The organism is Agrococcus sp. SCSIO52902, assembly GCF_022983135.1.
Classification (GTDB): Bacteria; Actinomycetota; Actinomycetes; order Actinomycetales; family Microbacteriaceae; genus Agrococcus; species Agrococcus sediminis.
The window spans coordinates 1,748,223-1,767,022 of the sequence record NZ_CP095269.1 but is presented as its reverse complement, the minus strand read 5'-3'; the positions used below and the strand labels follow the sequence as shown (position 1 = coordinate 1,767,022).

Below are 18,800 nucleotides of genomic sequence, written 5' to 3'. Positions count from 1 at the left end.
ACCGCGGCGGCCTCGGCACCGTCCGCCGCCGCCCCACGCCGCGTTGCCGAGTGGCGCCTCGCGCGATCGAGTGGCGCGCTGCGCGACCGAGTGGCGCCACTCGATCGCCGGAGGCGCCACTCGATGTTGCAGGGCGCCACTCGATCGCCGGGAGCGCCACTCAGGGCGAGGCGACGCGGAGGGCCAGGTCAGGCGGGGTCGGATGCGGCGGGCCGGTCCGGGGACGCGGGCGCAGCATGCGGGCGCTCGGTGAGCGCGAGGCCCGCCACCGCGACCAGGATCCCGGCGAGGAAGAGGAGCGTCAGCGGGCTCCACGGCTGCGCGCCCGTGGCGATCGCCCAGAGCACGGTGAGGGCGCCGCCGACGCCCGTCCAGACGGCGTAGCCGGTCGCGAGCGGGAGCGTCTGCACGGCCCGCTCGAGGCCGATGAAGCTCGCGATCGCTGCGACGGCGAACATCAGGGTCGGGACCGGTCGGCTGAAGCCCTCCGACGCCCCCATCGCCGTCGCCCAGACGGCCTCGAGCACGGCGCTGCCGAGCAGCACGGCCCAGGCGGTGCGGGGGCGCATCTCAGCTCACCAGCTTCAGGCCGACGAGGCAGCCGACGAGCAGCACGAGCAGCAGCGCGCGCACGAGCGTGAGCCGCTCCGCGCCGCGAGCGACCTGCAGCACGACCGTCGCGACGGCGCCGACCCCCACCCAGACCGCGTAGGCGGTGCCGGTCGGGATCTCGAGCATCGCCCAGGCGAGACCGCCCATCGAGGCGAGCATGGCGGCGGCGAAGAGCACGGTCGGCCGCCAGCGGCGGAAGCCCTTCGACGACTGCATCGCAGCGGCCCACACGGCCTCGAGGAGGCCGGACGCGATCAGGATCACCCACGACATGACGAGTCCCCACCGGCCGTCTTGTCGCTGTGCGGGTACGGCTCCCTCGTCCGCGAGCCCGCCCTCGGGCTCGTCACCAGGCTACCCGGCGCCATCCGCGTCAGAGAGCGAGGCGTGCGCCCGCCAGGTGGCGAGCGCGAGCCCCACGACGAGCACGATCGCGGCGAGCACGGCGAGCACGGCCCACTCCTCGACCCCCGCCTGGAGGCCGGCGACGAGCGACCCGAGCGCCGCGACGGCCGCCACCGAGGTCGCGAGCCACGTGAGCGGCGTGGCCGCGCGGTGCGAGCGCGCGTAGGCCGTCGCATCCGCCCGCAGCCGCCTGCCGGGCAGGCCGATCGGGCCGGCCGGCGCGATGCGCCCGAGCCCGGCGAGGTGCACCACCACGCCGATCGCGATCGCCGCGAGCGCGAGCGCGAGCGCGAGCGAGCCGAGCGACATCGCGAGCACCGGTCCCATGCGCTCATCCTGGCACGCGGGCGGCCGCACGCACGGGGCCGAGGGTTGCGGATGCGCGGGGCCCGGCAGCGTCAGCCGGTCTCGACCAGGCGGTGCGCCTCGCGCTCCCCCGGCCACTCGAACCCCGCGACGTAGGCGGTGAGCGCCGCGTCGTCGAGCACCACGGACTCCGGCCCGGGCTCGCGACCGTGCGCCCGGTCGAGCAGCGTCGGCAACGGCGCGCGCACGACCACGAGCTCGCACTCCACCGCCATCGCGCCCAGCCGCATCCGCCACCGATCGCGCACCGCGCGCGTCGACAGCGACGCGTCGAGCACCACGGGGCGGCCGGTGGGCAGCACCCGCTCGAGCAGCTCGAGGAAGTCGGCGTCGATCTGCGCCATGAGCGCCTGCGACGGCCGCCCGTCGCACACGCCGCGCGCCCAGGCCTCGCGGTCGTACGACAGCACGAGCGCGCCGGAGGCCTCGAGCTCGCGCGCGAGCGTCGACTTGCCCGCGCACGAGGGGCCGCACACCAGCGTCACCTGGGCCATGGGCGCGAGCCTACGCCCGCGCCCGAGACGCGCCGTGCGACCCCCGATCGATGCTCAGCGCAGGTCGATCTGCAGCACCGAGCCCCCGCCCGACGACACCGAGTCGACGGTGACGAAGGCGGAGGTGCCGCGGATCGCCAGGCCGTAGGGCGCCGACAGCCCGTCGACGACCGCGTCGTGCATCGAGCCTCCCGGCGTCACCTCGCGCAGCGATCCGACGTGCCCGTCGAAGAAGCTGCCGTCGTCGAGCTGCACGGCGTAGAGCACGCCATCGCGCCAGGCGAGGCTCGTCACCATCGTCAGCCCCGTCGCGTAGGCGGACACCTGGCCGTCGGGCGTCACGCGCCAGATGGTCGAGGCGCCCGTCGGGAACGGGAAGCCGGTCAGCTGCGACACGTAGTACGCGCCGTCGGGCCCGACCGCGACATCCGTCGACACCGCTTGCGGCGGGATCATCCCGGGACCGAACGGGTTGGGCACGGGTTCGCCGTTCGGGAACACCGCGACCGTGCTCACGCCGTCGTCACCGGCGGTCAGCAGCGTGTTGCCGCCGGCGTCGGTGACCGCCCAGTGCTTCGCGCCGAGCGGGGCGAAGCCCACGGCGTTGCTGTCGGGCGGGTCGTTGCCGTCGGGGTTGCTCGCGACCTCGAAGGCGTTGATGTCCGCCACGAGGGCGAGGTCGTCCGCGGTGAGCGGCGCCGAGCGCAGCGACCCCGTCTGCAGCGTGCCGAAGTCGGCGAACGCGTCGGCGAGGCCGTCGCGCGCCGTCGCCGCGCCGGCCATGCCGCCGATGAGCACGGCGATGCTCGTGCCGCGCACCTGGACGTCGGATGCGCCCAGCACCTCGCCGTTGAACCCGAGGGCAGGCAGGTCGGTGACGACGCGCCGCTGGCCGGAGCGGCTGACCTCGGTCACCGACCCGGTCATGCCGCAGAGCGCGTAGGCGGCGTCGACGCCGGGGATCGGCTCGCACGCGGCCGCGCTGCCGGCCTCGGCGACGTAGAGGGTGTGGCCGGGGCCGATCGACAGCTGGCGGGGGTTGTTCAGCCCTGTCGCCACGGTGACGGGCTCGCCGGGCGGGGCGGCGCTCGCCGGGAGGCCCCCGAGGGCCGTCAAGCCGAGCACGAGGGCGGCGGTGGCCGCGGTCGCTGTCGTCCGGGATCTGCGAGACATGGGACGCTCCTTCGCGAGGCGCGGCCAGGCAGGTGCCGGGGCCGCTGCCGCCAAAGATCCCGCACCCAGGGGGCGCCGACAAGCCCCCGTCTTCCGCGTGCCCTCCGCGCCCGACGGCTACGCCGCGGTGCGGCCGCGAGCGAGCGGCGACGCCGCCATGCCGATCGCGGTCATCGCGAAGCCGGCGCAGACCGCGACGAGCGCGGGCCCGATGCCGATCGCGTCGCCCAGCAGCCCGCCGAGCGGCGCCGCGACGACGATCATGGCGCGGTTGACGGTGCGCATCGTCGCGTTCATCCGCGACTGCATCCGGTCGGGCGTCGCGCGCTGGCGGAGCGCCATCTCGCTCGGGTTCGCGAGCCCCATCGCGACGCCCGTCACCGCCAGCCCGGCGAGCACGAGCCCGAGCGCGAGCGAGGCCGACGGCAGCGGCAGCAGCGCGGCCGCCGCGACCATGCCCCACCCGACCGGCATCGTCGCGTGCTCGAGGATCACCGTGCGCGCCATGCCGAGGCGCGCCGCGACGACGCCCGCGAGGGCCGTGCCGACGAGCGTCGCGGCGCCGAGCACGCCGAGCGCGAGCCCGAGGCCCGCCGGCCCGGCGTCGAGCTCGAGCAGCACGAGGGGCACGAGCAGCGTCATCGCGGCGCCGTTGCAGAGGAACCACGCGTGCGTCCAGCGCGCGAAGGGGCCGAGCCGCGGATGCCGGTGCACGAAGCGCAGCCCGCCGACGATCGCGCGCCCGAGGCCGGCGGATCGCCGCGGCGCGGGCTCGTCGACCGGGAGCGTCGCGAGCACGCCGGCCGACACGAGGTGCGCGGCAGCGGCCGCCAGCAGCGACACCGGAGCGCCGAGCCACGCGATCACCGCGCCCGAGACGGCCGGGCCCGCCGACTGCGCCGCGTTCGAGCCGGCGTCGAGCCGCTGGTGCGCGGGCAGCAGCCGGGCGCGGTCGACGAGCCGCGGCACGAACGCCTGCGACGCGGCGTCGTTCACGAGGCTCGCCGCGCCGAGCAGCACCGCCGCCAGCAGCAGCACCCACAGCGATCCGCCGCCCGCGAGCCAGACCGCGGCGAGGCCGCCGAGGACGACCGCGCGCACGACGTCGCTCACGAGCATGACCGTGCGCCGGCGCATCCCCTCGACGAGCGCCCCGACGAGCAGCCCGAGCACCACGTAGGGCAGGAACCGCGCCGACGACAGCCAGCCGACCTCGGTCGCTCCCCCGCCGAGGTCGAGCACGACCATCGTCTGCAGCGCGATCACCGCGAGGCCGATGCCCGTCTCGGTCGCGACCTCGACGCTCCAGAAGCGCCAGAACGCGCCGCCCATCCGCTCGCGGGCGGCGGGCGGCACCGCGGCCCGCGCACGACCGGGACGCATCCGCCCCGGTCCCGCGCTCACGCCGGGCTCAGGCGTCGCCGCCGAGAGCCGCGAGCCGCGCCTCCTCGTCGGCCTGGATGCACGAGTCGATCACCGGCTGCAGCGCGCCGTCGAGCACGCTGTCGAGGTTGTACGCCTTGAAGCCCGTGCGGTGGTCGGCGATGCGGTTCTCGGGGAAGTTGTAGGTGCGGATGCGCTCCGACCGGTCCATGCCGCGGATCTGCGACCTGCGCGCATCCGACGCCGCCGCATCCAGCTCCTCCTGCTGCCGCGCGAGCAGCCGGGCGCGCAGCACGCGCATGCCCGCCTCGCGGTTCTGCAGCTGGCTCTTCTCGTTCTGCATCGAGACGGTGATGCCCGTGGGCAGGTGCGTGATGCGCACGGCAGAGTCGGTGGTGTTGACCGACTGGCCGCCGGGGCCGGAGGAGCGGAAGACGTCGATCTTCAGGTCGTTCTGATCGATCTGCACCTCCTCGGGCTCGTCGACCTCGGGGAAGACGAGCACGCCGGTGGTGGAGGTGTGGATGCGCCCCTGCGTCTCGGTCGCGGGCACCCGCTGCACGCGGTGCACGCCGCCCTCGTACTTCAGCGACGCCCAGACGCCCTCGGACGGGTCGCTCGACGATCCCTTGACGGCGATCTGCACGTCCTTGAAGCCGCCCATGTCGGACGGCGTCGACTCGAGCATCTCGACCTTCCAGCCGCGGCTCGTGGCGTAGTGCGTGTACATGCGCACGAGGTCGGCCGCGAACAGCGCCGACTCCTCGCCGCCCTCGCCGCCCTTGACCTCCATGATCACGTCGCGCCCGTCGTCGGGGTCGCGCGGGATCAGCAGGCGCCGCAGCCGCTCCTCGGCCTGGTGCGCCGCCTCCTCGAGCGAGGGCACCTCCTCGGCGAACGCCTCGTCCTCGCGGGCGAGCTCGCGCGCCGCGGCGAGGTCGTCGGTCGACTGCACCCAGCGCTCGTGCGCGGCCTTGATCTGGCTGAGCTCGGCATAGCGCCGGTTCACCCGGCGCGCACGGCCCGCATCGGCGTGCAGCGCCGGGTCGGCGAGCTGCAGCTCGAGGTCGGCGTGCTCGGCGATGAGGCCCGAGACCGACTCGAACACGTCAGTCCTTGTCGTGCTGGCCGGGCACCGACTTCGAGACCTTCATCAGGAACTCGACGTTCGACTGCGTCTCCTTGAGCTGCTTGAGCACGAGCTCGAGCGCCTGCTGCGTCTCGAGGCCGGCGAGCGCCCTGCGGAGCTTCCACATGACCTTCGTCTCCTCGACGCCCATGAGCATCTCCTCGCGGCGGGTGCCGGATGCGTTGACGTCGACGGCGGGGAAGATGCGCTTGTCGGCCATCTGGCGCGAGAGGCGGAGCTCCATGTTGCCGGTGCCCTTGAACTCCTCGAAGATCACCTCGTCCATCTTCGAGCCCGTCTCGACGAGCGCGGTCGCGAGGATCGTGAGCGAGCCGCCGTGCTCGATGTTGCGCGCGGCGCCGAAGAACTTCTTCGGCGGGTAGAGCGCGCTCGAGTCGACGCCGCCGGAGAGGATGCGGCCGGAGGCCGGCGCCGACAGGTTGTAGGCGCGGCCGAGGCGGGTGATGCCGTCGAGCAGCACGACGACATCGTGCCCGAGCTCGACGAGGCGCTTGGCGCGCTCGATCGCGAGCTCGGCGACGATCGTGTGGTCCTCGGCGGGCCGGTCGAAGGTCGACGCGATGACCTCGCCCTTGACGGTGCGCTGGAAGTCGGTGACCTCCTCGGGGCGCTCGTCGACGAGCACGATCATCAGGTGCACCTCGGGGTTGTTCTCGGCGATCGCGTTGGCGATGGCCTGCATCACGAGGGTCTTGCCGGCCTTGGGGGGCGAGACGATGAGGCCGCGCTGGCCCTTGCCGATCGGCGCGACGAGGTCGATCACGCGCGTCGAGAGCTTGTTGGGCGTCGTCTCCAGGCGCAGGCGCTCCTGGGGGTAGAGCGGCGTGAGCTTCGAGAACTCGACGCGGTTCAGCGACTCCTCGACCGTCTGGCCGTTCACCGAGTCGACGCGCACGAGCGCGTTGAACTTCTGGCGGCCCGACTGCTGCTCGCCCTCGCGGGGCTGCTTGATGGCGCCGACGACGGCGTCGCCCTTGCGCAGGCCGTGCTTCTTGACCTGGGCGAGCGAGACGTAGACGTCGTTCTGGCCCGGCAGGTAGCCGGAGGTGCGCACGAACGCGTAGTTGTCGAGCAGGTCGACGATACCGGCGACGGGCAGCAGCACGTCGTCCTCGTGGATCTCGAGCTCGGCGTCCTGGCCGCTGCGCCCGCGGGTGCGCTCGCGGCCGCGCCCGCGGCGCGAGCCGTCGGCGTCGGCCTGCTGCTGCGCGCGCTGGCCGCCCTGGTCGCGGTCGCGGTCGCCCTGCGCGCGGCCGCCCTGCTCGCGGTCGTTCTGGCGGTCGTTCTGGCCGCGGCCGCGACGGCGGCGCGAGCCGTCCTCGTCGTCCTGCTGCTGCTCGTCGGCCTGCTGGCCGTTCTGGCCGCCCTTGCCGCGGCTACGACGGCGGCGCGAGGTGCCCTCGCGCTGCTGCTGGTCGTCGCCCTCGGCGTCGGTGCCGGATGCGTCGTCGGCCTGGCGCTCGTCGGCCCGCTGGCGGTCGGCCTGGCGTGCGTCGTCTGCCCGGGACTCGTCCGCACGGGACTCATCGGCCCGGGACTCGCCGGCACGGCCCGCGTCGTCGGCCGAGCCGCGCTCGGCGGACTCGGCGGGGGCCTGCTCAGCGGCGCCCTCGGGCGCAGCCGTCGTCTCGTCGGCGCCGGCGTCCTTCGCCTTCGAGCGCGAGCGGCTCGCGCGGGTGCGCGCGGGGCGCTCGGCCCTGGCGGGGGCGTCGTCGCCCTCCGCGGCGGCGGGCGCCTCGTCGGCGGCGGGCTGCGCCGCCTGGGCCGGCTGAGCCTCGGCGGGCTCGGCCTGCGGCTGCTCGGCGGCGGCGTCCTCGGCCTGCTGCGCCTTCGTGCGGCGGGTCGAGGCGCGGCGCTTCGGCGCGGCGGCGGTCGCCTGCTCGGCGGGCGCGTCGGCCGTCGCCTGCTCGGCGGGGGCCTCGGCGGTCGCCTGCGGCGCGGGCTGCTCGGCCGGCGCCTCGGCGGCGGCCTCGGCCTTGGCGGCGACCGACGTGGAGGTCGCGCGGCGCGAGCGGCGCTTGGGGGCCGCTGCGGCGGGGGCGGTCGCGCCGTCGTCGGTCGCGGGGATGCTGTCGATGGTCTCGCTGGTCATTGCGCGAGCGCTCCTTCAATGTCGGCCCGCGCGCGATGCTCGCGGGCGTGGGACCATGTCTCCCGCTGCGCTCACGGCCGTGGAGCGGTCGTCGGGCGCATCAGATTGCGGAGAGAGGAGTCAGATGCTCCCCCGCCGGGCTAGGCCACGGCGCTGCTGGGGATGGGCTCCACTGTACCACCGCGGATGTCGACGGCGAGCAGGCGCGCGTGCCACCCGCCGGCCGCTCCGCCGGGCCGCTCCTCGACGATCCTGGCCGCCTCGAGGCGGGCCGCCGGGTCGCTCGCGAGCACGAGCACCGAGGGCCCTGCGCCCGACACGACGGCCGCGTGGCCCGCGGCGCGCAGCTCGCGCACGAGCGCGCTCGTCTCGGGCATCGCGCTTGCGCGGTAGGTCTGGTGGAGGCGGTCCTCGGTGGCGTCGAACAGCAGCTCGGGGCTCTGCGTGAGCGCCGCGACGAGCAGCGCCGAGCGCGAGAGGTTGAAGACGGCGTCGGCGTGCGGCACCGCCTCGGGCTGCAGGCTGCGCGCGAGCGACGTCGACATCGTCGCCTCGGGCACGGCGACGAGCAGCGAGACGCCGCGGTGCACGGCGAGCTGCTTGTGCCGGGGGCCGGTCTCGTCGACCCAGGCGATGGTGAGGCCGCCGAAGATCGCGGGCGCGACGTTGTCGGGGTGGCCCTCGAGCTCGGTGGCCCAGCGCAGCACGTCCTCGTCGGTGACGTCGACGACGCCCTCGAGGAGGCCCTTCGCGGCGAGCACCCCGGAGACGATCGCGGCGCCGGAGGAGCCCATGCCGCGGCCGTGCGGGATGGCGTTGGTCGCGGTGATGCGCAGGCCCGGCGCCTCGACGCCGACACGGTCGAGCACGTGCAGGAGCGAGCGGGCGACGAGGTTCGTCTCGTCGGTGGGCACGCCATGCTCGCCCTCCGCGCCCACGCCCGTGACGTCGACGCGCACGCCGGCCTCGGTCGCCGTCACCTCGAGCTCGTCGTGCACGTTGAGCGCGAGGCCGAGCGTGTCGAAGCCCGGGCCGAGGTTGGCGCTCGTCGCCGGCACGCGCACGCGCACGCTGCGCCCGAGCGGCACCCGGGCGCCGGGCTCGGCGGCCGTCATGCGAGGCCCAGCATCTGGGCGACCTGCGCGGTGTCGGCGTCGGCCGACTCCGGCCGAGCCTCGGAGCCGTCGTCGAGCCGCAGCCCGTAGGCGGCGTCCTTGAGGCCGTGGCCGGTGACGGTGAGCGCGATGGTCGAGCCGGCCGGGATCTCGCCGGCCGAGTGCCGCTCGAGCAGGCCGGCGACTGAGATCGCCGAGGCCGGCTCGACGAAGACGCCCGTCGACGAGGCGAGGAGCCGCTGCGCGCGCAGGATCGCCGCGTCGTCGATGGCGCCGATGAAGCCGCCCGACTCGTCGCGCGCGTCGAGCGCCTGCTGCCACGAGGCCGGGTTGCCGATCCGGATGGCCGTGGCGACCGTGTCGGGCTCGCGCACGACCTCGCCGCGCACGATCGGGGCCGCGCCCGCCGCCTGGAACCCGAGCATCCGGGGCCGCTTCGTGGCCATGCCCGTCGTCTCGGCGAGCGAGTAGCCGCGCCAGTAGCTCGTGATGTTGCCGGCGTTGCCGACCGGGATGCAGTGGATGTCGGGGGCGTCGCCGAGCACGTCGACGATCTCGAGCGCCGCGGTCTTCTGGCCCTCGATGCGGTCGTCGTTCACCGAGTTCACCAGGTGCACCGGGTAGCGGTCGGCGAGCTCCTTCGAGATCTCGAGGCAGTCGTCGAAGTTGCCCCGGATCTGCACGATGCGCGCGCCGTGCACGACCGACTGCGCGAGCTTGCCCATCGAGATCCGGCCCTCCGGCACCAGCACGATCGCCTGGATGCCGGCTGCCGCCGCGTAGGCCGCCGCGGCGGCCGAGGTGTTGCCGGTCGACGCGCACGCGATCGCCTTCGCGCCGCGCTCGACGGCGCGCGAGACGGCGACGGTCATGCCGCGGTCCTTGAACGAGCCGGTCGGGTTCAGCCCCTCGAACTTCACGAGCACGCGCGCGTCGGTCATGGCCGACAGCGCTTTCGACTCGATGAGCGGCGTGCCGCCCTCGCCGAGCGTGACGACCGTCGACGCATCCGTCACGCCGAGCACGTCGGCCCACTCGTGCAGCACGCCTCGCCACTGGTTGCGTGAACCCTGCTTCGCCATCTTGATGCCTCCTAGTCGATGAGCCGGATCACGCTGTCGATCCGCTCCACGTCGGTGTGCGCCGCGAGCGCCTCGAGCACGGCCGCGATGCGGCCCTCGGTCGCGGTGTGGGTGCCGAGCACGAGCGACGCCGAGCCGTCGCCAGGATCCTGGCGCACCGCCTCGACCGAGACGTCGTGCTCGGCGAAGAGGCCGGCGACCGCGGCGAGCACGCCCGGCCGGTCGGCGACGGTGAGCCCGAGCTCGTGCCGCGCGAGCACCTCGTCGAAGGGCGCGATCGCCAGGTCGGCGTGCGTCGACGCCGGGCCGCCCGGGCCGCCGAGCACGTGCCGGCGCGCGATCGAGACGAGGTCGCCGAGCACAGCCGACGCCGTCTCGGGGCCGCCGGCGCCCGCGCCGTAGAACATGAGGTCGCCCGCGGCCTCGGCGGTCACGAAGATCGCGTTCTTCGCCTCGTGCACGGCGGCGAGCGGATGCGTCGACGGCAGCGAGACGGGATGCACGCGGGCCGAGACGCGGTCGCCCGCGTCGCCCTCGAGGCGCTCGCAGATGGCGACGAGCTTGAGCACCCGGCCCGTGCGCTCCGCCTGCTGCACCATCGCATCCGTCACCCCGGTGATGCCCTCGCGGTGCACGCACGCGGCGGGCACCTCGGTGTGGAAGGCGAGCGAGGCGAGGATCGTCGCCTTCGAGGCGGCGTCGTAGCCCTCGATGTCGGCGGTCGGGTCGGCCTCGGCGTAGCCGAGCGCCGTCGCCGTCGCGAGCGCGTCCTCGAGCGTCGAGCCCTCGGTGTGCATGCGGTCGAGGATGAAGTTGGTGGTGCCGTTGACGATGCCCATCACCCGCAGCACGCGGTCGCCGGCGAGCGACTGCTCGAGCGGCCGGATGATGGGGATGGCGCCGCCGACGGCCGCCTCGTAGGCGACCTGCGCGCCGACGGTCTCGGCCGCCTGGAAGAGCTCGGGCCCGTGCGCGGCGACGAGCGCCTTGTTGGCGGTGACGACGTCGGCGCCGGCCGCGAGCGCGTCGAGCAGCAGGGTGCGCGCCGGCTCGATGCCGCCGAGCAGCTCGACGACGACGTCGGCGCCCGCGACGAGCGTCGCGAGGTCGGTCGTGAGCAGCTCGCGCGGCAGCTCGACGTCGCGCTTCGCGTCGACGTCGCGCACGCCGATGCCGACGAGCTCGAGCGGCGCGCCGACGCGGGCGGCGAGCTCGTCGCCGTGCTCGAGCAGGATGCGCGCGACCTGCGCGCCGACGCTGCCGGCGCCGAGCAGCGCGATGCGGAGGCTGCGGTACGAGTTCATGCGGCTCCGTCGTCGGTGGTGGCGGATGCGTGGCGTCCGGCGGGGCGCTCGAGGCCGGCGTCGCGGGCGAGCAGGTCGTCGATCGACTCGCGCCGCACGAGCGCGCGCACCTCCCCGTCGCGCACGGCGAGCACGGGCGGGCGCGGCGCGAGGTTGTAGTTGGAGGCGAGCGAGTGGCAGTAGGCGCCGGTCGCGGCGACGGCGAGCAGGTCGCCGGGGGCGACGTCGGCGGGCAGCCACTCGGCGTCGACGACGATGTCGCCCGACTCGCAGTGGCGTCCGGCGACCCGCACGAGCGCGGGCGCGGCGTCGCTCGAGCGGGAGGCGATCCGGGCCGAGTACTGCGCGCCGTAGAGGGCGGGGCGCGGGTTGTCGCCCATGCCCCCGTCGACCGAGACGTACGTGCGCGTGCCCTCGCCGAGGCGCACGGGCTTCACGGTGCCGACCGTGTAGACGGTGATGCCCGCCGGGCCGACGATCCAGCGGCCGGGCTCGATCGCGATGCGGGGCACCGGGATGCCGAGCTCGTCGGCGGCGGTGCGCACCGCGTCGGCGAGCCCGGCGGCGATCGCCTCGATCGGCTCGGGGCTGTCGGCCGCGGTGTAGGCGATGCCGAAGCCGCCGCCGAGGTTGAGCTCGGGCAGCTGGCCGTCGGCGCCGAGGCTCGCGTGCAGGGCGAGCATGCGGCGGGCCGACTCGGCGAAGCCGTCGGCGTCGAAGATCTGCGAGCCGATGTGCGTGTGGAGGCCGACGAGCTCGAGACCCGGCAGCTCGCGGATGCGCGCGACGAGCGCCGGCGCCTCGTCGAGCGGCACGCCGAACTTCTGGTCCTCGTGGCTCGTGGCGAGGAACTCGTGCGTCGAGGCGTGCACGCCCACCGAGATGCGCAGCCGCACGCGCTGCACGCGGCCCGCGCGCTCCGCGGCCGCCGCGACGCGCTCGGCCTCGATGGGCGAGTCGAGCACGAAGGTGCCCACGCCCGCCTCGACGCCCGCCGCGATCTCGGCCTCGCTCTTGTTGTTGCCGTGGAACCCGATGGCCGCCGGCTCGACGCCCGCGCGCAGCGCGACGGCGAGCTCGCCGCCCGTGGCCACGTCGAGCACGAGGCCCTCCTCGCGCATCCACCGCGCCACGTCGGCGGTGAGCAGCGCCTTGCCGGCGTAGTAGACGTCGACGCCCGCGTCGCCGAACGCGGCCTCGAAGGCGAGGCGGATGCGCCGGGCCCGGTCGCGCACGACGGCCTCGTCGACGAGCAGGAACGGGGTGCCGTGCTCGGCCGCGATCGCGCGCACGTCGGCGCCGCCGACGCGCAGGGCGCCGTCGACGCGCTCGGCGGAGGCGGGCCACACCCCCTCGACGAGGGCGTCGGCGTCGGCTGCGTCGGGCAGCTGCGGGGCGAGCGGATGCGGCACGGGGACTCCGTCCGGGTGGTTGTTGTGGGCCTGACGAGCAGGCGGCGTCTGCGCTTGTGGCGCTGCCCTCCATCCTACGGAACGCGCGTGCGCGCTCCGGCGCGGGCGTGACGCCGCGTGACGCGGGCACGCCGGAGCGCCGGCGGGTAGCGTGCTGGCGTGCCCTCCCCCGATGCAGCCTGGTTCGAGCGCGACCCCGTCGAGCTCGCGCCGCTCCTGCTCGGCGGCGTGCTGCGGCGGGCGGATGCGTCGGGCGCCGTCGCGCTGCGCCTCACCGAGGTGGAGGCCTACCGCGGCAGCGACGACCCGGGAGCCCACACGTTCCGGGGGAAGACGGCCAGGAACGCCACGATGTTCGGCCCCGGCGGCCACGTGTACTGCTACTTCACCTACGGCATGCACCACGCGGTGAACGTCGTCGCAGGCCCCGAGGGCTCCGGCTGGGGCGTGCTCTTGCGCGCCGGCGAGGTCGTCGAGGGCGCCGAGCTCGCGGCCGAGCGGCGGCACGTGCGCCGGGCGACGCGCATCGCGGGCGAGCTCGCGCGCGGCCCGGGCAACGTCGCCCAGGCGCTCGGCGCGACGCTCGCCGACGACGGTGCCGCGTTCGCCGACGACTCCCCCGCCCATCGAGCAGGGCCGGAGGCCCGCGCTGGGATGACCGCCGCCTGGTCGTTCACCCCCGCCGACGCCCCGCCCGCCTTCCGCACGGGCCCGCGCGTGGGCGTCAGCGGCCCCGGCGGCGACGCATCCGCGTTCCCGTGGCGCTTCTGGATCCCGGGCGAGCCGAGCGTCTCGGCCTACCGCGCGGCGGCGCGTCGCACGCGTCGCGCCTGACGCCGCCGCCCCGCTGGTCGAGCCGGTCCGTGCGCGCAGCGCGCGGCCCGAGTCGAGACCACCCCGCCGCCGCCACTTCCGCTGGTCGAGCCGGTCCGTGCGCGCAGCGCGCGGCCCGAGTCGAGACCACCCCGTCGCCAGCCACTCCGCTGGTCGAGCCGGTCCGTGCGCGCAGCGCGCGGCCCGAGTCGAGACCACTCCGGCGCACGCTGCGACACCTGGTCTCGACTCGCGCAGCGGCCTCCGGCCGCCGCGCGGCTCGACCGGCGGGGGCCGGCTCTGCTACATCCGCTCCGGCGCGCCCACGCCCACCGTCGACAGCGCCGTGCGCAGCACCTGACCGGTCGCGTCGTTCAGCCACAGGCGCGTGCGATGCAGCGCCGTGACCTCCTCGTCGCCCTGCGGCGCGACGCGGCACGCGTCGTACCAGCGGTGGTACAGCCCCGCGAGCTCCTCGGCGAAGCGCGCGACGCGGTGCGGCTCGCGCAGCTCGGCGGCCTGCGCGAGCACGCGCGGGAAGTCGGCGAGGGCGCCGAGCAGCGCCGACTCCGACTCGTGCGTCAGCAGCGACGGGTCGAACTCGCTGCGGTCGACGCCGGCCGCGACGGCGTTCCGCGCGACCGCCGACATGCGGGCGTGCGCGTACTGCACGTAGTAGACGGGGTTGTCGTTCGTGCGCTGCGTGAGCAGCTCGAGGTCGATGTCGAGGGGCGTGTCGGCGCTCGAGCGCACGAGCGCGTAGCGGGCCGCGTCGACGCCCACCGCGTCGACGAGGTCCTCCATCGTGACGATCGTGCCCGCGCGCTTCGACATGCGCACCGGCACGCCCTCGCGCATGAGGTTGACCATCTGCCCGATCAGGATCTCGAGGTGCTGGTGCGGCGTATCGCCGAAGGCGGCGCACATCGCCATCATGCGGCCGACGTAGCCGTGGTGGTCGGCGCCGAGCATGATGATGTTCTGCTCGAAGCCGCGCTCGCGCTTGTTCTGGTAGTAGCCGAGGTCGCCGGAGAAGTAGGCGGGGGCGCCGTTGGAGCGCACGATCACGCGATCCTTGTCGTCGCCGAAGTCGGTGGTGCGGAGCCAGAGCGCGCCGTCCTCCTCGAAGACGTGGCCGCGCTCGCGCAGCACGTCGATCGCGCGCTGCACCGAGCCGTCGGACTGCACCTGGTGCTCGTGGAAGTAGACGTCGAAGTCGACGCCGAACTCGTGCAGGTCGCGCTTGATCTCATCGAACATCAGCGCGACGCCGCGCTCGCGGAACGTCTCCTGCAGCGTCTGGTCGTCGAGGTCGAGCAGGTCGCCGTCGTAGGAGTCGTCGACGCGCTTGGCGATCTCGGCGATGTAGGCGCCGCCGTAGCCGTCCTCGGGGGTCGGCTCGCCGCGGAAGGCCGCGATGAGGCTCTTCGCGAAGCGGTCGATCTGGGCGCCGTGGTCGTTGAAGTAGTACTCGCGGGTGACGAGCGCGCCCTGCTTCTCGAGCACCCGGCCCAGGCTGTCGCCGACGGCGGCCCAGCGGGTTCCGCCCATGTGGATGGGCCCGGTCGGGTTGGCCGAGACGAACTCGAGGTTGATGCGCACGCCCGCGAGGGTCTCGCCGGAGCCGTACGCGTCGCCCGCCTCCACGATCGTGCGGGCCAGCTCGCCCGCCGCGCCGGCCGCGAGCGTCAGGTTGATGAAGCCGGGGCCGGCGACGTCGGCGCGCTCGATGCCGTCGACCGCGGCCAGCTCGGCGGCGACCTCCTCGGCGAGCTCGCGCGGGGCGACGCCGGCCTTCTTCGCGAAGCGCATCGCGGCGTTCGTCGCCCAGTCGCCGTGGTCGCGGTTGCGGGGCCGCTCGAGCACGATGTCGCCCGCGCCGACCTCCACCTCGGCCGCTCGTCGCGCGACCGCGGAGCGGACGGCGGCGTGCACGATGGCGGAGATCTCAGAAGGCTGCATGGCCTCGATCGTAGTCCGCGCGCCGCCCGCGCCCGGTCGCGAGCGACCCCTAGCCTGGGGCCATGTCTGCCCTGAGCCCGTCGGCCCCGGCCGCCCCGCGCATCCGCCGTCTCCTGCCCGCCGTCGTCGTGGCGGCCGCGACGGCGCTGGCGCTCACGGGGTGCGAGCCGGGCGTCTTCGCGCCGAGCGAGACGCCGGGCGCCTCGGAGACGGCGACCGAGTCGGCCGAGCCGACGCCCACCCCGACCGCCTCGGAGGTCGTGCCCACGCCCACGCCGACGCCGGCGCCGACGGGCAGCGACCTGCCGACCACGCCGCCCATCGCGGGCGAGCTGCCCTGCACCGACGTGCTGAGCGCCGAGCAGCTCTACGAGTTCAACCCCAACTTCGCCGCCACCGCCGAGGAGGGCACGCTGCCGGGCGCGATCGGCGACATCGCCGACGCGGGCGGCACCGTCTGCGCCTTCCAGCACGTCACGGGCCCCGACCGTCTCGTGATCGGCGTGCTGCAGCAGGCCGACGGCTTCACGGCGGTCGAGTTCCAGAGCGTCGGCGACCTCGGCGTCGCCACCTCGATCGAGGGCGACCTCGCGATCGCTGCCGCCTCGCAGTACTTCGGCGCCGCGCAGGATGCGCAGCCGGTCATCGACGACGTCGCGGCGAACCTCCAGTAGCCCCGCGACCGCTGGTCCACTCCCCCGCCGGTCGAGCCGACGGCCCCTCTCCGCCGGTCGAGCCGACGGCCGCAGGCCGTCGAGTCGAGACCACCAGCTCCCCGCCCGTCGAGCCGAGACCACCCGCCCGTCTACGCGATCCGCACCCGCGCCGCCACGTCGTCGACCGCGCCCTCCTCGAGCGCATCATCGCTCGCCCGCACCATCACCGACTGCAGCACCACGGGGCTCCGCATGGTCGTCGCCCACGCCGTCTCGAGCGCATCCGCTCCGGTCGCGATGCGGATGAGGCTCTGCCTCGGCGCGAGGCCGGTCGCGTCGACGACCCACCACTCGCCGTCGAGGTGCACCTCGGCGACGGCGTGGAAGTCGGGCGGCTGCAGCCCGGGCGCGTAGACGCCGACGTAGCGGGCGGGGATGCCCGCGGCGCGCGCGAGCCCGATCATGACGTGCGCGTAGTCGCGGCACATGCCGCCGCTCTTCTCGAGCGACGTGACCGCGGTGTCGTCGATGCCCGACAGCGCGGGCGAGTAGGTGAAGCCCCGCGCGATCCACTGGCGCATCGCCGCGATCGCGTCGAAGCCCGTGACGCGGCCGAACCGCTCGTCGACGAAGCCGCGGAGCGCACTGGCCTCGACGTAGCGGGAGTCCTCGAGGTAGCGCGCCGGGTCGCCGTCGTCGAGCGGCCGGGTGAGCCCCTCGAGGCTCGTGCGCACCTCGACGTCGAGCCGGCCCGCGGGTGCCGTGAACAGCAGCTGCCGCGTGTCGTGCGCGGCGGGCGCGATCTGCCATTCGACCGGTACGCCGTCGACGCTCACCGAGATCTGGTCATCGGATGCGTAGGCCTCGGCAGGCAGGACGAGCAGGTTGACGTCGGTCTCGCCCACGAGGGACATGGAGAAGGTGGCGTGGGCGGTGCGCATTTGCCTGCGATCCTCCCACAGGCGGAGGCCAGCGACCGTCGTCAGACGTTGCTGAACGCCGAGATGATGTTCATGACTGCGGGCCCGATCACCACGATGAACAGCGCAGGCAGGATGCAGACAATGAGCGGGAACACGACCTTCACCGGAACCTGCTGGGCCTTCGCCTCTGCCCGCTGGCGTCGCTTCAGTCGCATCTCGCCGGCTTGCGTACGCAGCACGTCTCCGATCGAGATACCGAATGCATCGGCCTGCTGGATCGCGCGCACGAACTGCCGAAGATCCGCTACTTCATTTCGCCGACCAAGGTCGTCAAAGGCTTGCTGTCGCGTCACTCCCATGCGTATGTCTTGCAGCGTCCGTGTGAACTCCTCCGCGAGCGCTCCCTTGCCATTGCTCGCGGCACGCGCCATCGCGGCGTCGAAGCCAAGCCCGGCCTCGACCGCGATCGTCATCTGATCGAGAGTGTCGGCAAGCTCTGTCTCGATCCGCTGGTCGCGTTCCTGGCCTCGGCTCACGAGTAGCAGGTCTGGGAGGAAGTACCCGAGGAGCGCGGCAGCAACCGTCACCAGCACCAGCACGATATCTGTTCCGGCCATGAGAAGCAGGCCGATCACCGCAGTGGCGAACGGCACGAGCGCAGCCTTCAGTGTTAGAAGCCGATCGATGGGCCAGTTCGCCGGTCGCCCCGCCCTAGCGTGCTGGCGTTCGAGAAGCGCGACGAGCGGAGGCGGTGTCACTCGGCGGGCGAAGCGCGAGAGGCCCGACTGTTGGGTTTCCCCGCGTGCGGCCTCGGGACCGACGTGTCCGCGCTGCAGGTTGACGAGCGCCCTGGAGCGATTGGGACGGGCGGAACTGAGCAAGACCCATATCAGGGCTCCGATAGCAAGCGCCGTCAGGATTGAGACGAGGATGATCGGCGGCTCGGACATCAGAACTTGATCTCCACGATCTTGTGCAGCCAGACGCTGCCGATGACCATCAGCACGACGCCGACGACCAGCAAGGCGATGCCGAGCGGCGTCTGGAACAACGGCGCAATGTACCCAGGACTGATGAGCATGATCACCCCGCCCACGACGAATGGCAGCGCCACGAGGATCACGGCCGAGAGTCGCCCCTCAGAACTCAGTGTTCTGACCTGCCGCCGTACCAGGCCGCGCTCACGGATCGTGTGCGCAACTCCGTCCAGAGTCTCTGCGAGGCTGCCGCCTACCTCACGATTGATCGCGATGGCCTGGGTCGCCCATTCGAAGTCCTCGCTGGCCATCCTCTCCGCTGCTTCCTCCAGCGCCGACACCACGGGGCGTCCGATTCTCGCCTCGTTGACGACGCGTGCAAGTTCGCTCGCGCTCGGCTCCTCGGACTGCTGCGCTACCGAGCCCAGAGCTTGCATGGTGCTGTAGCCGGCTCGGAGGCTAGACGCGAGCAGTTGCAGAGTCCCATCGAGCTGGCTCGCGAATGCCTCACGACGTCGGGCGATTCGGAGGCGCAGGAAGAGAACGGCAGCCAAGGGAGCGATGGCCCCGATTGGAAGCGCGAGCCAGCCGAAGCCGAGTACGAGCAGTGCAGCTACAAGCGCTACTCCCACCACGGCCACGAGAAAAGCGAAGTCTTGCGGCCTCGTGCGCAGTCCGGCGAGATCGAGCGTCCGGGCAAGGGCGTCGGAGCGGCGATGGATAAGACGCGCGACAAGTGATGTTGCCGCCTCGGCGGCTCCCGCAAGCGCACTGTCGCCCGCCTCGGGCGCGGGGCGGCGCCTGGCGAGGGGCAGCCGCGCGCGGCCGGGGTCGGCCGCTACGACGACCGCGGATCCGATGCCGACTGCGACAGCCACCGT

General features: G+C 74.0%; 18 protein-coding genes and 1 riboswitch. Of the genes, 2 read left to right on the top strand and 16 right to left on the bottom strand.

Going from position 1 to position 18,800, the window contains the following annotated elements:
* Positions 1-188: 188 nt before the first annotated feature.
* From MU522_RS08770 to lysA, 12 genes are all read right to left on the bottom strand, one after another.
* Positions 189-569 carry a multidrug efflux SMR transporter gene (locus MU522_RS08770; RefSeq protein ID WP_246990663.1) on the bottom strand — a complete coding sequence of 127 codons (381 nt, stop codon included), beginning with the start codon at positions 567-569 and terminating at the stop codon, positions 189-191.
* 1 nt (position 570) lies between these two features.
* The gene (locus MU522_RS08765; protein ID WP_246990662.1) at positions 571-885 is read right to left on the bottom strand and encodes an SMR family transporter; all 315 of its coding nucleotides are present in this window, start codon (positions 883-885) and stop codon (positions 571-573) included.
* A gap of 11 nt (positions 886-896) precedes the next feature.
* Positions 897-960: riboswitch (guanidine-III (ykkC-III) riboswitch) on the bottom strand.
* Positions 961-966: 6 nt separating this feature from the next.
* On the bottom strand, positions 967-1,344 hold the full coding sequence (locus tag MU522_RS08760; RefSeq protein WP_246990661.1) for a hypothetical protein: 378 nt from the start codon (positions 1,342-1,344) through the stop codon (positions 967-969).
* A 71-nt stretch (positions 1,345-1,415) separates the two neighbouring features.
* Complete coding sequence (locus MU522_RS08755; RefSeq protein WP_246990660.1) at positions 1,416-1,877, bottom strand: ATP-binding protein; 462 nt, start codon at positions 1,875-1,877, stop codon at positions 1,416-1,418.
* A gap of 54 nt (positions 1,878-1,931) precedes the next feature.
* On the bottom strand, positions 1,932-3,050 hold the full coding sequence (locus tag MU522_RS08750) for a ScyD/ScyE family protein (RefSeq protein WP_246990659.1): 1,119 nt from the start codon (positions 3,048-3,050) through the stop codon (positions 1,932-1,934).
* A gap of 117 nt (positions 3,051-3,167) precedes the next feature.
* Positions 3,168-4,433 (bottom strand): MFS transporter, encoded by a 1,266-nt coding sequence (locus MU522_RS08745; protein ID WP_246990658.1) that lies wholly within the window; start codon positions 4,431-4,433, stop codon positions 3,168-3,170.
* Between the two features lie 28 nt (positions 4,434-4,461).
* The gene (gene prfA, locus MU522_RS08740) at positions 4,462-5,541 is read right to left on the bottom strand and encodes a peptide chain release factor 1 (protein WP_128188978.1); all 1,080 of its coding nucleotides are present in this window, start codon (positions 5,539-5,541) and stop codon (positions 4,462-4,464) included.
* 1 nt (position 5,542) lies between these two features.
* Positions 5,543-7,675 carry a transcription termination factor Rho gene (gene rho / locus MU522_RS08735; protein ID WP_246990657.1) on the bottom strand — a complete coding sequence of 711 codons (2,133 nt, stop codon included), beginning with the start codon at positions 7,673-7,675 and terminating at the stop codon, positions 5,543-5,545.
* A 140-nt stretch (positions 7,676-7,815) separates the two neighbouring features.
* The gene (gene thrB / locus MU522_RS08730) at positions 7,816-8,790 is read right to left on the bottom strand and encodes a homoserine kinase (protein ID WP_246990656.1); all 975 of its coding nucleotides are present in this window, start codon (positions 8,788-8,790) and stop codon (positions 7,816-7,818) included.
* Positions 8,787-9,872, bottom strand: a complete 1,086-nt coding sequence (gene thrC / locus MU522_RS08725; RefSeq protein WP_246990655.1) for a threonine synthase — start codon at positions 9,870-9,872, stop codon at positions 8,787-8,789. The genes thrB and thrC overlap by 4 nt, the downstream gene beginning before the upstream one ends.
* 11 nt (positions 9,873-9,883) lie before the next feature.
* A complete protein-coding gene (locus MU522_RS08720; RefSeq protein WP_246990654.1) occupies positions 9,884-11,176 on the bottom strand; it encodes a homoserine dehydrogenase in 1,293 nt (430 codons plus the stop codon).
* Positions 11,173-12,588 (bottom strand): diaminopimelate decarboxylase, encoded by a 1,416-nt coding sequence (gene lysA, locus MU522_RS08715; RefSeq protein ID WP_246990653.1) that lies wholly within the window; start codon positions 12,586-12,588, stop codon positions 11,173-11,175. Before lysA ends, MU522_RS08720 begins: the two co-directional genes overlap by 4 nt.
* A 159-nt stretch (positions 12,589-12,747) precedes the next feature.
* Here lysA and MU522_RS08710 point away from each other — a divergent pair, with 159 nt between their 5' ends.
* Complete coding sequence (locus MU522_RS08710) at positions 12,748-13,422, top strand: DNA-3-methyladenine glycosylase (RefSeq protein ID WP_246990652.1); 675 nt, start codon at positions 12,748-12,750, stop codon at positions 13,420-13,422.
* Between the two features lie 282 nt (positions 13,423-13,704).
* On the opposite strand, the gene argS is transcribed toward MU522_RS08710, so the two are convergent.
* Positions 13,705-15,363: an arginine--tRNA ligase gene (gene argS, locus MU522_RS08705; protein ID WP_246990651.1), complete on the bottom strand. Its 1,659-nt coding sequence runs from the start codon at positions 15,361-15,363 to the stop codon at positions 13,705-13,707.
* A gap of 62 nt (positions 15,364-15,425) precedes the next feature.
* On the opposite strand from argS, the gene MU522_RS08700 reads away from it, so the two are divergent.
* Positions 15,426-16,037 (top strand): hypothetical protein, encoded by a 612-nt coding sequence (locus tag MU522_RS08700; protein ID WP_246990650.1) that lies wholly within the window; start codon positions 15,426-15,428, stop codon positions 16,035-16,037.
* 131 nt (positions 16,038-16,168) lie between these two features.
* Here MU522_RS08700 and MU522_RS08695 read toward each other — a convergent pair whose 3' ends face one another.
* Genes MU522_RS08695 through MU522_RS08685 form a run of 3 tightly spaced genes read right to left on the bottom strand, consistent with a single transcriptional unit; the run spans position 16,169 to position 18,797 of the window.
* The gene (locus MU522_RS08695; RefSeq protein WP_246990649.1) at positions 16,169-16,960 is read right to left on the bottom strand and encodes a transglutaminase family protein; all 792 of its coding nucleotides are present in this window, start codon (positions 16,958-16,960) and stop codon (positions 16,169-16,171) included.
* Between the two features lie 41 nt (positions 16,961-17,001).
* A complete protein-coding gene (locus MU522_RS08690; RefSeq protein ID WP_246990648.1) occupies positions 17,002-17,892 on the bottom strand; it encodes a type II secretion system F family protein in 891 nt (296 codons plus the stop codon).
* Entirely contained in the window at positions 17,892-18,797 is a 906-nt protein-coding gene (locus MU522_RS08685; RefSeq protein ID WP_246990647.1) for a type II secretion system F family protein, read from the bottom strand. Before MU522_RS08685 ends, MU522_RS08690 begins: the two co-directional genes overlap by 1 nt.
* Between the last annotated feature and the right edge of the window lie 3 nt (positions 18,798-18,800).

Coding starts and splice junctions, on each gene's coding strand:
- MU522_RS08720 (WP_246990654.1), bottom strand. CDS start 11,176: ATGAACTCGTACCGCAGCCTCCGCATCGCGCTGCTCGGCGCCGGCAGC.
- rho (WP_246990657.1), bottom strand. CDS start 7,675: ATGACCAGCGAGACCATCGACAGCATCCCCGCGACCGACGACGGCGCG.
- thrC (WP_246990655.1), bottom strand. CDS start 9,872: ATGGCGAAGCAGGGTTCACGCAACCAGTGGCGAGGCGTGCTGCACGAG.
- argS (WP_246990651.1), bottom strand. CDS start 15,363: ATGCAGCCTTCTGAGATCTCCGCCATCGTGCACGCCGCCGTCCGCTCC.
- MU522_RS08760 (WP_246990661.1), bottom strand. CDS start 1,344: ATGGGACCGGTGCTCGCGATGTCGCTCGGCTCGCTCGCGCTCGCGCTC.
- MU522_RS08745 (WP_246990658.1), bottom strand. CDS start 4,433: ATGCGTCCCGGTCGTGCGCGGGCCGCGGTGCCGCCCGCCGCCCGCGAG.
- MU522_RS08750 (WP_246990659.1), bottom strand. CDS start 3,050: ATGTCTCGCAGATCCCGGACGACAGCGACCGCGGCCACCGCCGCCCTC.
- MU522_RS08695 (WP_246990649.1), bottom strand. CDS start 16,960: ATGCGCACCGCCCACGCCACCTTCTCCATGTCCCTCGTGGGCGAGACC.
- MU522_RS08690 (WP_246990648.1), bottom strand. CDS start 17,892: ATGTCCGAGCCGCCGATCATCCTCGTCTCAATCCTGACGGCGCTTGCT.
- MU522_RS08755 (WP_246990660.1), bottom strand. CDS start 1,877: ATGGCCCAGGTGACGCTGGTGTGCGGCCCCTCGTGCGCGGGCAAGTCG.
- MU522_RS08770 (WP_246990663.1), bottom strand. CDS start 569: ATGCGCCCCCGCACCGCCTGGGCCGTGCTGCTCGGCAGCGCCGTGCTC.
- thrB (WP_246990656.1), bottom strand. CDS start 8,790: ATGACGGCCGCCGAGCCCGGCGCCCGGGTGCCGCTCGGGCGCAGCGTG.
- MU522_RS08700 (WP_246990650.1), top strand. CDS start 15,426: ATGTCTGCCCTGAGCCCGTCGGCCCCGGCCGCCCCGCGCATCCGCCGT.
- MU522_RS08765 (WP_246990662.1), bottom strand. CDS start 885: ATGTCGTGGGTGATCCTGATCGCGTCCGGCCTCCTCGAGGCCGTGTGG.